Consider the following 14,634-nt stretch of genomic DNA (forward strand, 5'->3'; position numbering starts at 1 on the left):
TTATGAAAAATTTTAGCACAGTATTTAATTTTGAACTTAAACAATTTTTTGGGAAAACATCAACGAAAGTTATAATGGCAGTTTATTTTATAGTTGCTATAGGAGTAACCTTTATACCATCAATAGCGAATAGCAACTTGTTTAAAGGGAAAAGTAATAATAATTTTGAGCGTAGCGCTTATGTAGTGAAGGATGTAAATATTCAATTAGAAAATTTAAAAGATGCTAAAAAGTATGATTCTAAAGAAGCTGCAGAAAAAGATATTAAAGAGGATAAGCTTGATGAAGCAATAGTCTTAACAAAAGAAAGATACGAATACTTATCAAAACGTAGTATTTTTAGCGGTTCTTCAAGTGACTTCCAAGAAGCATTTGGAAAAAATGTAGAAAAGTATGTTTATAAACAAAGTGGTCTTGATTATGATAAGGTGAATCAAGTTAAAGCGGCTGTTCCGAAACCAATGATGGTTAATATTAGCGGAGATTCTGATATGATAGCCCAAGGTGTTAAAGTTGCGATTGTTTATGTTTTAACATTGGTTATTTATATGACTGTAATGCAATTTGGTAGTGTTGTCGCGATGAACGTTGTTAAAGAAAAAAGTAATCGTGCGATGGAGTTGTTAATCGTGACAGTTAATCCAAAAACGTTAATTCTAGGGAAAGTATTTGCTTTATCTATAGCCGTTCTAATTCAAATGGCTGTGGCTATAGGTGGTTTGTTTGTTGGAATGAAGATAAATATGCAAAGGTATAGTGAGGGATTAAAAGTTATTGTTAATAATCTTGATTACAAAGTAATCGGAATAGGATTAATTTTCACTTTAACTGGGTTTGTAATGTTTATGTTTATGTACGCAGCATTTGCTTCATTAGTTAGCAAGGTAGAAGATGTTAACGGGGCAATAACTATACCAATGTTAATATTTATAGCTGGATTCTTTGTAGATTACTATGTTATGAGTTCTTCAGGGGATACAAAATTAGCAGAAATCTTATCTTACTTCCCACTTACTTCATACTTTGTAATGTTCACGAGATATGCGATAAGTCATGTTAGTACAACGGAGTTGTTGGCATCATATGGAATCTTAGTAGTAACAACAATTGTTGTAGCGATAGCTTGTGTTAAAGTATATCGTTCGGCTACATTGAGATATGGTCAGAAATTAAACTTCTTCAAGTTATTATTTAGAAAATAAAATATATTAAAAGGGAACGCTAGTTGGTGTTCCTTTTTTATAAGAATTAGCTTTTGAATTAAAAAATACTCCATTTTTTAGATAAATTTTAAGAAGTGGAGTTTAATTATTAGTTTTTAAAAAAGTTTAGTATATAGACACTTTTTTCTAAAACTTTAGGACTACCTAACTTACTTAAAAAGTGGTATAATATAAAAATGAAAAAATCGAGGAGGTAGAGATGTGAAATTATCGGTATTAGCTAGTAGCAGCAGTGGAAATAGTGTCTATATAGAAGACGATAATTTCCGTTGCCTTGTTGATGTAGGTCTTACTGGGAAAAAAATAACTGAAAATCTTGGGCAAATAGGACGTGATATTAAGGATGTTGATGCAATATTTGTAACTCATGAGCATATTGATCATATTAAAGGTATTGGTGTTCTAGCCCGTAAGTATAATATTCCAGTGTATGCCAATAAACTTACGTGGGATAATATGAGTAAAATCGGTGAGATAAAATCTGACCTAAAATTCCATTTTGAGAAAGAAGATAGTAAAATATTTAATGGGCTAGTAGTCAATAGTTTTGGAGTAAGTCACGATGCAGCAAACCCACAGTTCTATGTTTTCGAAAAGGATGGGAAAAGGGTTAGCATTTTAACAGATACAGGGTATATATCGGATAAAATGGTGGACTATGTTAAAGATTCGCATACATTAGTTTATGAGAGTAATCATGAGGAAAATGTCTTGCTGAGTGGGCCATATCCGTGGCCAACAAAACAGCGCATATTATCTGATAAGGGGCATTTATCCAATACAGATTCTGCAAATTACTTAACGAGAATAGTTGGAAGTAATACGAAAAATGTATTATTGGCACATCTCAGCGAACAAAATAATACAAAAGAGCTTGCGCGTATGGCGGCATCTATAACGCTGAAAAATAAAGATATTGATTGCGAAGTGGCGAGTGACAAAACTATAGCTTGCAATGATAAAATTGTAATTATGGATACAGATCCTGTTATTCCAACAAAAATACTTGAAATATAAAAAATATTTTTGTTGATATTCTAATAAAGAAAATATAATTCTTCTAGAAATAGTCAGAAAATTCTAGTTTTTCAACTAGGATTTCTATTTTTTTATTGCATTTTTCCTAAAAATCCTATAATATATTATGTATATTGTTTTTATGAATAGGAGAGATATTTTATAGATAATTCTGATTGATTTGGGATTATAAGGTAAAACATGTAGTTTAGAAGTTGTAAGTTGTTCATGTATATTATGAGGAAGGAGTTTAACGAATGACTAAAGAAAAGTTATTAGAGATTAGGAATTTAGAAACGGCGTTCAGAATAAAAGATGATTATTTTAATGCTGTGGATAAAGTTAGTTTAGATCTTTATAGAAATGAAGTATTAGCTATCGTTGGAGAGAGTGGTTGCGGAAAATCGACTCTTGCAACAACGGTTATGGGACTTCACAATGAAAATTTAACTAAATCAACTGGAGAAGTTATTTTTAATGGAAAGAATTTATTAGAATTAACTGAAGAAGAAATGAATAAAATTAGAACAAAAGATATAGGGATGATTTTCCAAGATCCTCTATCTTCGCTTAATCCTCTACATAGAATTGGCAAACAAATTGAGGAAGCACTTATTTATCATACCGAACTTAGTGCAGCAGAAAGAGAAAAGCGTGTTATTGAGCTTTTAACACAAGTTGGAATCCCGAATCCAGAGCGTTGTGCAAAACAATATCCACATGAGTTGTCAGGTGGGATGCGTCAACGTGTTATGATTGCAATGGCGATGAGTTGTAAACCGAGCGTTCTTATCGCTGATGAACCGACAACAGCATTAGATGTTACTATCCAAGCTCAAATTCTAGACCTTATTAAAAATCTTCAAGAAGAAATGCATGCGGGAATTATTTTGATTACCCATGATCTTGGAGTTGTTGCTGAAATGGCAGATAGAGTAGCTGTTCTTTATGCAGGAGAAGTAGTAGAAATTGGTACTGCTGAACAAATTTTTAAAAATCCGAGACATCCGTATACGCGTAGTTTACTACGTAGTATTCCACAGCTTGAAGACGAGGCTTCAGATGATGAACTTTATGTAATTAAAGGAATGGTGCCATCTATCAAAAACTTAGAAAGAAAAGGTTGTCGTTTTGCTGACCGTATTCCTTGGGTTTCTGAACATTCACACGAAGAAGAGCCAACGTTACACGAAGTAGAAGAAGGCCACCTAGTAAGATGTACATGTTATAAAGATTTTGTGTTTGAAGGGGAGGATGCTTAATGTTAAAAGTTGAAAATTTAAAAGTTCACTACCCCATTCGAGGTGGTTTCTTTAACACTATAAAAGATTATGTTTATGCGGTTGATGGTGTTGATGTGAATATCGAAGCTGGTAAAACTTACGGGCTTATTGGAGAAAGTGGTAGTGGTAAAACTACTGTTGGTAAAGTTATACTAGGGCTTGAAAAAGCTACAGCAGGGCAAATTATCTATAAAGATGAAGATGTAACAAAAAAAGCTGCTCGTAATAAGATAAAATATAATCGTGATGTTCAAATGATTTTCCAAGATGCAATGTCTAGTTTAAATCCAAAGAAACGTATTATTGATATTATTTCTGAACCTATTAATAACTTTGAAAACTTATCAGAAGAAGATACAAGAAAGAAAGTTTTAGAACTTCTTAATATTGTTGGTATGGGTGAAGAAGCTATGTATAAATATCCATTTGAATTTTCAGGTGGACAACGTCAACGTATTGGAGTAGCACGAGCTATAGCGTGTAATCCGCGATTAATCGTGGCTGATGAACCAGTATCAGCTCTTGACCTTTCAGTTCAAGCGCAAGTTCTTAACTTTATGAAACAAATTCAAAAAGAATTTAATATCAGTTATTTATTCATCTCGCATGACCTTGGTGTTGTTAAACATATGTGTGATTACATCTATATCATGTATCGTGGACGAATTGTAGAACGTGGAACGCGTGAAGATATTTATAATAATCCGCAACATATTTATACAAAACGTCTTATAGCAGCTATTCCAAGTACAAATCTTGATAAAGCTAAAGAGATCATAGAGGTAAGAAAAGCTGTTGAAGCAGAATATAATGAACATTACAATGATTATTTTGATAAAGATGGACGTGTTTATCCACTTAAAAAATTAACAGAGACGCACTATGTTGCTATGAAAGGAGGAGAAGTATAATGTGGAAAGTAGTTTTAAAACGTATTTTAGTTATGATACCACAGTTATTCATCCTTAGTATCTTAGTTTTTGGTCTAGCGAAACTTATGCCTGGGGATCCATTTAGTGGGCTTGCAGAAAATCCAAAGATTTCTCAAGACCAAATTGAATCAATTCGCCAAGCGAGTGGTTTCTATGACCCTTGGTATCAACAGTATCTAACATGGTTAAATAACTTCTTCCACGGAGAGTTTGGTCTAAGTTACACTACTGGTAAATCTGTTGGAACTCTTTTAGGAGAAAGAATTTTTAATACATTTAACTTATCACTATTTACAGCGTTATTAATGTACTCTATCGCCATTCCTATGGGGATGTATGCTGGACGTTATAACGGTTCTAAATTTGATAAATTTGTAAACTTCTACAATTTCTTCTTCTTAGCAATTCCATCATTTGTATTATACTTATTTATGATTGCGTTATTTGGATTCGGATTAGGCTGGTTCCCAACAAGTGGTTCTGTAGATGTTAACCTTGATCCAGGGACATTTGCATACTATATTGATAAACTTAAACACTTGATTTTACCGGGTATTTGTTTAGCGTTGTTATCGACAGTATCTACTGTTCAGTATTTACGTAATGAAGTTATTGATGCTAAACAAAGTGATTATGTTAAAACAGCAAGAGCAAAAGGTGTACCTGTTAACAAAGTTTATTCAGGGCATATCTTTAGAAACTCTATTTTACCAATTGCAGCATTCTTCGGATTCTCAATCACTGGTCTTTTCAGTGGTGGTATTTTCGTAGAAACAATTTTTGGTTATCCAGGAATGGGACAATTATTCTATCAAAGTATTTTAGATAGAGACTACAGCGTTGTAACTACACTTATGTTATTCTCAGGGTTCCTAACATTACTAGGAAGTATGCTAAGTGACATTATTATGGCAATTGTTGACCCGCGTATTAAATTAGACTAGGAGGAAGTTAAATATGACAAATGTAAAAGAAGAAAAAGTTATAACTAAAACTCCTTCTGGGTTTTCAGTTGTAGCGCGTGAATTCAAAAAGGATAAAGGAGCTTTTGCGGCTTTAGTTGCGTTATCTGCAATTTTATTATTCGTAGTAGGTTTTAATATTTACATTCGAGTAAGTGGTGTTTATCAAACTTATTTTGATGTAGACTTATTAAACATTTTCTTAAAACCAGGTGAAGATGGTTTCTTACTTGGAACAGATGTTGGGGGGCACTCAGTATTTGGGTGGCTTATGATGGGGATGCTTAACTCTATTCTTATCGCGCTAGCGGTAACTGTAATTACTATTACGGTTGGTACAACTATAGGATTAGTTATTGCATACTATGGAGGTACAGTGGATAATGTTGTAATGCGTTTTGTAGACTTTATGGTTATCATCCCAACACTTATGGTTATTATCGTATTCGTAAGTATAAAACGTGACTATGGATTAGTATTATTTATCTTAATCTTATCTGTATTTGCTTGGATGAGTTCTACACGTCTTGTTCGTAGTAAAGCTTTATCAGAGTCGCGTCGTGATTATGTTCTAGCTTCAAAAACGATGGGTACTCCAGACTGGAAAATTATGTTAAAAGGTATCTTACCAAACATTAGTTCTATTATTATTGTTGAGGCAACTTTATCTTTAGCTGCTAATATGGGTATTGAGGTTGGTCTTACTTATCTTGGGTTTGGTCTTCCAGCAGGTACACCAAGTATAGGTACTATGTTATCTTATGCTAAAGATGCAGATGTACTTATTAACAAAATGTATATTTGGTTACCGGCTGCTCTTTCAATTTTAATTATTGTTTTATGCATTAACTCAATTGGTGGTGCATTAAGACGTAGTTTAGATGCAAGACAAAGATTATAATTTTTTAAAAAGGTATATAAAAAGCTATATAAGTTCTCACTTATATAGCTTTTCTTTTTTATATCAACTTATGATAGATGTGAAGTAAGCGCAGGAAAACAGCTATATTTTCTGAAATAGTGTGGAAATGAAAGAAATCAAACGTTAACAAGTTTTAATTTTCAAAAAAACCAAAAAACTATGTCAAATTTTCTGACAATTAATTGACATGGTTAATTTTTTTTGATACAATCTTTAACAATAATAAAAAAAGCTGTATTAATGCAGCAAGGAGGACAAGACAATGCAAAAGAAAAAAATGTTAAAGGTAGTTAGCTCAGCTATGGCGCTCACAATGGTGCTTGCAGGATGTTCAAGCACAAGTAATAAACAAAAAGGAACTAAAGCAGCAGTAGAATTTAAAACATCAGTAGACAACGGTGGGACTGCAGTAGCTAATCAACAACTGAAAGTTGGGATTTTAAGTGCAGACCCATTAACAGGAATGTTTAACCCTGTTTTCTATTTACAAGCAACTGACTGGGATGTAATGAACGGAACGATGACAGGAGCATTCACAACAGATGACTCAGCTCGTTTAAAACAAGATGACAAAGATGCACCGGTTATGTTCCATTTAGACCGTGATAAAAAAGAGGTTACATTAACAATTAATAAGGATCTTAAATGGAGTAATGGAGAAGATGTAAAATCTGATGATATTATTGCTACATATCAACTTATGGGTAATCCTAAATATACAGATAATGTTCGTTATACTGATGAGTTTGAAGTAATCGAAGGTATGAAGGAATATCATGATGGGAAAGCAAGTTCTATTGCTGGTATTACGAAAAAAGATGACAAAACGGTTGTTATTAAATATAAAGAAATCAAGCCAGCTCTTCTTTGGGGAGGAGGATTCATTACTGAATTCTTAAATAAAAAACAAGTAGAAGCAGCATCAAAAGACTTCGCTAAGTTTGCAGAAGCAGAATTGAATACAAAACCATTGTCTTATGGTCCATATTACTTAGATAAAGTAGTTAATGGGGAAAGTGTATTGGCGAAAGCTAATCCATATTACTACAAAAAAGATAAAGTAAAAATTCCTGAAATTCAATACAAAGTAGTATCTCCTGCACAAGCGAGTGCTGTTCTTAAAAATGGTGAAATAGACTATATGACACAATTAACTACTGGAGTTTGGGAAGGAACTAAAGATGCTCAAAATGGAACAATCTTAGGGCAATCAGAACGTTACGTATCTTATGTAGGATTTAAACTTGGTAAATTTAATAAAGAAAAAAATGAAGTAGAAGTTGATCCAAACGCAAAAGCAGCTGATAAACGAGTTCGTCAGGCATTTGGATATGCAGTTGACTGGGATCAAATTAATGAAAAACTTTATAAAGGATTACGTTTCACTCCAACTGGTTCAGGATTCTATCCTCCAATAGTTAAAATGTTCCACAGTGCAGAAGGTGAAAAATATACTAAAGACGTAGAAAAAGCTAAAAAACTTCTTGATGAAGCAGGTCTTAAAGACAAAGATGGTGACGGATTAAGAGAAGATAAAAATGGTAATAAACTTACATTTAACTTCGCAATCCGTAACACAGGTCAAGATTTCGACCAAGCATTAGCAGATACATTCATCAAATCTTGGAAAGAAGTAGGATTAGATGTAAAACTTGTTGACGGTAAGCTTATGGCACCAAAAGACTGGTCACAACGTGTTCAAGGGGATGACCTAGGAATCGATATTTTCCAAGGAGCTTGGGGATTAGGAACAGATCCAAATGCTTCTTCATTAGTAGGTAAATCTACACCACTTAACTACCAACGTTACACAACAGAAGAAATCCAAAAATCATTGGATGCAATGGGAAGTAGTGATATGTTTGATGACAAGAAACTTGTAGAAGCATATCAAAAATTTGATAAACAATTCAGAGAAGAAGCAGCGTGGTTACCATTCAGCTGGAAGAGTGATTTAACATGGGTTAACAAACGTATTAAAAATCTGGATGTAGAAAAAATAAATCTAGGTACACAAAAACTTTATGAGTTAGAATTAACTGCGGAAGCCCCAGCAAAATAATTAAATAATTCTGTTTAGGAGATAGGGGTTGCCTAAGGTGACTTAGTAGACCCCTCCTAAGATAATTTATATTTCATTTTATTTTCAATTATAAAAAAAGAGCAAGGTTATTCTTGCTCTTTTTTTATAATTATAAATATTTATAATCAATAATGGATAGAGGTTGAAAAATGGTAATAGTTTAAATACAGTGTAATATTACAAAATTATAAAAGTATTCTTAATTTTATTAGGGGTGTGAAAGTATGGTGGATTTTAGATAGTAAAATAATAAAAGGGTTGGTAGAATTGGATAAAATTCATTTTATTAATTTTAAAATACTGACTAATAAATGTTAAATTTTGTTTTTTGAGAAAAATTATCTGAAAATTGTATTGACTTAAGAAGGAAATAATGATAGAATACATCTATGATTAATTGAAAATCAAGTTTTCATATATGGAGGAAATAAAATGAAAAAAAATAAATTTCTAAAAGTGTTTAGTTCAGCAGTAGCACTATCGGTTGTTTTAGCTGGATGTTCTTCAAGCTCAAACAATAGCTCAAGTACAAAAGGTGCTAAGCCAAAAGTTGAATTTAAAACATCAGTAGATAATGGTGGAAACTTAAAGGAAGGTCAAACATTAAAATATGGTATCCTTAGTTCAGCACCATTAACAGGTTTATGGAACGTTGTTTTTTCTGACCAAGCAACAGACCAGTTTGTTAACCAAAATGTAATGGGTGGCACATTCCCAACTGATGCAGAGGGGCGAGCAAAACTTGATAAAGAAGACGCGCCTGTTAAAATGCATCTTGATCGTGAAAAAAATGAAGTAACATTAACTATTCACAAAGATTTAAAATGGAATAACGGAGAAAATGTTACATCAAAAGATATCGTTGCTACATATGAACTTATGGGTAACCCTAAATTTACAACAAACGTTCGTTACAATGATTCATTTGAATTTATTGAAGGTATGAAAGAGTACCACGAAGGGAAAGCAAATACTATCTCTGGTATTAAAGTAAAAGATGATAATGCAGTAGTAATTAAATATAGTCAACTTCGTCCATCAATTCAATGGGGTGAAGGAATGGTTACTGACTTCTTAAATGCAAAACAAGTAGAAGCAGCATCAAAAGATTTTACTAAATTTGCGGAAGCAGAATTAAATAAAAAACCATTATCTTATGGACCATACTATATTTCTAAAGAAGTAAATGGAGAAAGTGTTTTAGCAGAAGCAAACCCTCATTACTACCAAAAAGATAAAGTAAAAACTAAAAAAGTAGAATTTAAAGTAATTGCACCTGCACAAGCAAGCTCAGTAATTAAATCTGGTGAAGTTGATATTATTGAATCAGTAACATCAGGAGTTTATGATAGTTCAAAAGATGTTAAAAACGGAACGTTTTTAGGAGAAAGCTCTCGTTATATGTCTTATGTAGGATTCAAATTAGGTAAATTTGACAAAGAAAAAGGAGAAAACGTAGTTGATCCTAACTCTAAATTCGCTGATAAAAAATTACGTCAAGCATTCTTATATGCGGTAGATCGTGACCAAATTAATGAAAAAGTATTTAAAGGAATTAGATTTACTCCAACTGGATCAGGGATGTATCCACCAGCAATAGGACAACTTGTAAACGAAAATGCAACAGCTATTAAAAAAGATGTAGAAAAAGCTAAAAAACTTCTTGATGAAGCTGGATACAAAGATACGAATGGAGACGGAATCCGTGAAGGAAAAGACGGAAAAGAGTTGAAATTTAATTTTGCAATCCGTAATACAGGTCAAGATTTTGATCAAGCATTAGCAGATACATTTATTAAATCTTGGAAAGAAGTTGGATTAAATGTCGTACTTAATGATGGAAAACTTATGGCACCAAAAGACTTCTCGCAACGTGTACAAAGTGATGATCCATCAATTGAAATCTTCCAAGGTGTATGGCAATATGGAACAAACCCTAACCGTCAAGAGTTATTAGGGAAAAAAGCACCGCTTAACTTATATCGTTATACAACAGATGCGTTTGAAGAAAGCTTTAAAGTACAAGCAACAGCAGATATGTTTGATGCTAAAAAATTAAAAGAAGCATATAACAAGTTTGACTCAGAAGTGGCAGAAGAACTACCATTCTTCCCTCTAAGCTGGGATACAAGTATCACATGGGTTAACAAACGTGTTAAAAATTACGACTTAAACAAAATTAAAAATGGAGAATTTTATCTGTATAACATTGAGTTAACAGATGAACAAGGTGCTAAATAGTAATAAATAGAGCGAGCGATAGTTCGCTCTTTTCATATAGAAAAAAATAGATAAAAAGCTATAGGAAAGGTTATACAATAAGAGATATTGTATAACCTTTTTATGTAAGTTAAATATTATTTGAATTGGCTATAAGATATAAATTTAAATTTTAGATAAAATTAAGGATTATAGTTGAAATTTTACCTTTAAAAATATACAATTATATAGGACGAAAATGAAATTTATATCAATGTAAAAGGAGAGTGTAGTGTGAGAAGATTTGTCTCGGAATTAATATTAATAGGTGTAGTTATTATTTGGGGACTAGCGTTTATTTGGCAAAATATCGCAAGTAAAGTATTGGGCCCACTTACAGTAGTTGGACTGAGATCGCTTATTGCCGTTATATTTATAACATTGGTAGCCATTTTAGTACCAAGTCTTTATAAGAGTCAAGCTCCAAAATTGATAGGAGAAGCTAGTTCTTCTAAAAAACTTTGGTTAGGTATTATGTGTGGTGTAGTGTTATTCTTTGCTATGTATATTCAGCAAATTGGTATAGGAATGACGACAGCAGGAAAGGCTGGGTTTATCACTGTCCTTTATATTTGTATAGTCCCATTTATAGGTGTGTTTTTAGGTAATAAATTAAATAAGTTTTTTATAATAGGTCTTATTTTGGCCGTGATAGGTTTTTATCTATTATCAGTAAAAGAAGAATTTACCCTTGAACTTGGAGATGTTATAGTTTTTATTAGTGCAATTTTCTTTGGGGTACATATTATTGTTATTGACTATTCAGCATTACGTGTTAACTCAATGTTTCTATCAATAATTCAATTAGTGGTAGTAGCTATTTTTAGTTTAGGATTAGCGATGATTAAAGAAACAATTATTTTAGCTGATATACTTGGCGTGGCAGCCCCATTGCTTGCTCTTGGTATCTTATCAAGCGGACTGGGATATACTGGACAAATAATTGCTCAAAGGGAGATTCCGCCGCATACGACATCGCTTATTATGAGTTTAGAATCGGTTGTTGCAGCTATAGGAGGGGTACTTATCCTTAATGAGCATATAGGACTACGTGAAGGTATTGGTATGGCTATTGTTTTAGTGGGGATAATTATTTCGCAATTACGAGAGAAAAAATCTCCCAAACTAGAACAAAAGTAACATAAAAATTTAATAAAACAAGGAAGGTTACAAGAGGGGTTGGTAAAACACCAATCTCTTTTTTATAGGTAGATTGATGAAAAAAATAATTAAAATATTAGGTAGTATAATTTTAGCTTGTGTTATAGCGTTTGCAGGGTTGATCGGTTATTTAATGATTACAGAGTACAAACCACATGATATGGAAAAGCTAACCGTTGTTCAAAGCACAAAAACTCATGCGGTTAAGTTAAATACAGAGTATAATGCGTTAGATTGGAATGTCGGATACTTCGGTATGGATAAAGATGTCGATTTCTTTATGGATGGTGGAAAAATGGTTCACCCAATTGACAAGGCGCATGTAGAAAACAATTTAACCAATATTACGCGTATTATTAAAGAAGAAGTGGCTGACGTTACGTTTTTACAAGAAGTTGATGTTGATTCTAAGCGTACATATAACATAAATCAAGTCGACTATTTAGATAAAGTATTAGATAACAGTAGTATCTTTGCATACAATTTTAGAGTTGCCTATATCCCATATCCATTACCTCCGTTAGGTAAGGTAAATAGTGGTATTTATACTTCTACGAAATTCAATATAGAAAATGCCGAAAGATATCAAATGCCAATTCCGTTTACTTTCCCGACGAGGTTAGCTAACTTAAAACGTGGCTTTTCGGTAATTTATAGTAATATAGAAAATAGTGATAAAAAGTTAGTTCTTATTAATGCACATTTAGACGCTTATGATAAGGATAATAAAGGAAAAATAGTACAAACAAAACAACTTATTGAATTTATGGAGAAAGAATATGCAAAAGGAAATTATGTTTTAGTAGGAGCGGACTTTAATCAAGAGCTTAGAGATTTAACCAAAGAAGAAATAGAAAAGACTCCGGCGGAGCTTTGGCGAGCAGAATTATTCGATAAAACATTGTTAAAAGATAAGTTCAAGTTGTACTATGATAATAGTCGTCCATCAGCGCGACTTAACAATAAACCGTATGAAAAAGGTTCTAATGGAACGTATGAATTTATAATCGATGGATTTATCGTGAGTGATAATATAGAAGTATCGCAGGTTAAAACATTAGACCAAGATTATAGATATAGCGATCATAATCCTGTAAAACTTAGATTTAGATTAAAATAAAAATTAACACTTAAATAAACAACATGGTTTCCAAAAAATCATGTTATTTATTTTAATTTATAATAGCGGGAATTAAATTCCACCTTTACAAAGTCATTTTTTATCAAGGTTTATAAATCTTCGTTGTTGATGGATTAAGAAGATAAAGTAATATCTTTTGGTTAGGGAGTATTGGAATAATTTGAAAATTTAATGCTTTTTTTGTATAATGAGGATAGAGATATAGGATATATAATTAATAGTTCATGATATAGCAAAAATAAATATAAAGGATGTGAAAATTATGAATTATGGAAATGTAATAGTGTCAATTGTAACGTTGTGTATAGGGTTATTACTTTTGTTTGTCGTTGTTAATTTAGCATATTATTTATATAAGAAAAATAAGATGCTAAGAGATGGTGATAAAAAATAAATATAAAAAATCGGACTTGAATTTTATTTCAAGCCCGATTTTTATTATGCTTCTTGATTGTCTTTTTTAAAGAATACTCTATTCAATCTATCTACGATAGCTGATAAAGCGCCATCTCCAGAAATGTTACATGCTGTTCCGAAGCTGTCTTGAGTGATGTAAAGAGCGATCATAAGAGATAGCATGATTTCGTTGAATCCAAGAACAGATTGTAATAATCCAAGAGCAGCCATAACAGCTCCACCAGGAACACCAGGAGCTGCAACCATTGTTACTCCTAGAAGTAGAATGAATTTAACCATAACTACAGCTGATGGGAAACTAGCTCCGTGTTGTAACCAGTAAACAGCAGATGCGCAAGTAGTTAAAGTAATTGTACTACCTGATAGGTGGATAGTTGCAAATAATGGAATAGTAAAGTTTGCAATGTTTTTATCAACACCCATGTTTTTAGTACTTTTCAGTGTAACTGGAATAGTTGCAGCTGATGATTGAGTACCGATAGCTGTCATGTAAGCTGGTAAAATTTTAACAAGCATTTTGAATGGATTTTTCTTGTTCATTGAACCTGCAACAGTGTACTGAATAGCTATAATTATAAAGTGTAATACGATTATTAGAACGAATACTAAAGCGAAGATTTTTAAGATTTTGAATACTTCACCAGAAGCAGTAATGTTCATGAATACCCCAAGGATATATAATGGTAATAGTGGAATAATTAATGAAGAAAGTAATTTTTCAATAATTTCTCCAAAGTCATTAAATCCTTGTTTAAGACCTTCAGATTTAGTTGCAGAGATTCCGATACCTAGAATAAATGAAATAATAAGCGCTGTTGTAACATCGAAGATAGGTGTCATTTTAAATTCGATATAACCTTTAAGCATTAAATCTTCTGGGTTTTGGAATGTTTGTAATGTAGAATTAGCAAGTAAATTTGGTAAAGCTACTTTCGCTACTAAGAAAGCGAATGTTCCTGCGATAAGTGTAGAAACATAGGCAACTCCAGTAGAAAGTCCAAGAAGTTTACCAGCGTTATTAGACACTTGGCTAATCCCTGGTACGATAAATCCTACAATAATAAGTGGGATAGCAAATCCTAAGAATGAGCTGAAAATTGATGAGAAAGTAACGAATGCTCTAATAATAGAAGTAGGAAGGAAGCTTCCTAAAACAATCCCAAGAGTTACAGCTAAAATAAGTTTTACTACTAATGGTATTTTTTTATAAAAACTCATGATAATATTCTCCTTT

The 14,634-nt window shown here is 32.3% G+C and carries 12 protein-coding genes; 11 read left to right on the forward strand and 1 reads right to left on the reverse strand.

Features of this window, described 5'->3' with window-relative positions:
• The first annotated feature begins 2 nt into the window (after positions 1-2).
• From DQN46_RS00205 to DQN46_RS08810, 11 genes are all read left to right on the forward strand, one after another.
• Entirely contained in the window at positions 3-1,202 is a 1,200-nt protein-coding gene (locus tag DQN46_RS00205) for an ABC transporter permease (RefSeq protein WP_111742583.1), read from the forward strand.
• Between the two features lie 222 nt (positions 1,203-1,424).
• Positions 1,425-2,240 carry an MBL fold metallo-hydrolase gene (locus DQN46_RS00210; protein WP_004633880.1) on the forward strand — a complete coding sequence of 272 codons (816 nt, stop codon included), beginning with the start codon at positions 1,425-1,427 and terminating at the stop codon, positions 2,238-2,240.
• A gap of 257 nt (positions 2,241-2,497) precedes the next feature.
• Entirely contained in the window at positions 2,498-3,502 is a 1,005-nt protein-coding gene (locus DQN46_RS00215; protein WP_111742584.1) for an ABC transporter ATP-binding protein, read from the forward strand.
• Positions 3,502-4,434: an ATP-binding cassette domain-containing protein gene (locus DQN46_RS00220; protein ID WP_111742585.1), complete on the forward strand. Its 933-nt coding sequence runs from the start codon at positions 3,502-3,504 to the stop codon at positions 4,432-4,434. The genes DQN46_RS00215 and DQN46_RS00220 overlap by 1 nt, the downstream gene beginning before the upstream one ends.
• On the forward strand, positions 4,434-5,399 hold the full coding sequence (gene opp4B, locus DQN46_RS00225) for an oligopeptide ABC transporter permease (RefSeq protein ID WP_111742586.1): 966 nt from the start codon (positions 4,434-4,436) through the stop codon (positions 5,397-5,399). The genes DQN46_RS00220 and opp4B overlap by 1 nt, the downstream gene beginning before the upstream one ends.
• Positions 5,400-5,412: 13 nt before the next feature.
• Entirely contained in the window at positions 5,413-6,318 is a 906-nt protein-coding gene (locus tag DQN46_RS00230) for an ABC transporter permease (RefSeq protein WP_111742587.1), read from the forward strand.
• 283 nt (positions 6,319-6,601) lie between these two features.
• Complete coding sequence (locus DQN46_RS00235) at positions 6,602-8,401, forward strand: ABC transporter substrate-binding protein (RefSeq protein ID WP_111742588.1); 1,800 nt, start codon at positions 6,602-6,604, stop codon at positions 8,399-8,401.
• Between the two features lie 453 nt (positions 8,402-8,854).
• Positions 8,855-10,663: an ABC transporter substrate-binding protein gene (locus DQN46_RS00240; RefSeq protein ID WP_111742589.1), complete on the forward strand. Its 1,809-nt coding sequence runs from the start codon at positions 8,855-8,857 to the stop codon at positions 10,661-10,663.
• Positions 10,664-10,915: 252 nt separating this feature from the next.
• Positions 10,916-11,821, forward strand: coding sequence for a DMT family transporter (locus tag DQN46_RS00245; protein WP_111742590.1), 906 nt, complete (start codon positions 10,916-10,918; stop codon positions 11,819-11,821).
• 76 nt (positions 11,822-11,897) lie between these two features.
• Complete coding sequence (locus DQN46_RS00250; RefSeq protein WP_111742591.1) at positions 11,898-12,962, forward strand: endonuclease/exonuclease/phosphatase family protein; 1,065 nt, start codon at positions 11,898-11,900, stop codon at positions 12,960-12,962.
• A gap of 283 nt (positions 12,963-13,245) precedes the next feature.
• A complete protein-coding gene (locus tag DQN46_RS08810; protein ID WP_263433191.1) occupies positions 13,246-13,377 on the forward strand; it encodes a hypothetical protein in 132 nt (43 codons plus the stop codon).
• A 44-nt stretch (positions 13,378-13,421) separates the two neighbouring features.
• Here DQN46_RS08810 and DQN46_RS00255 read toward each other — a convergent pair whose 3' ends face one another.
• Positions 13,422-14,618 carry a dicarboxylate/amino acid:cation symporter gene (locus tag DQN46_RS00255; RefSeq protein ID WP_111742592.1) on the reverse strand — a complete coding sequence of 399 codons (1,197 nt, stop codon included), beginning with the start codon at positions 14,616-14,618 and terminating at the stop codon, positions 13,422-13,424.
• Positions 14,619-14,634: the final 16 nt, after the last annotated feature.

Source organism: Gemella morbillorum, from assembly GCF_900476045.1.
Taxonomy (GTDB): Bacteria; Bacillota; Bacilli; order Staphylococcales; family Gemellaceae; genus Gemella; species Gemella morbillorum.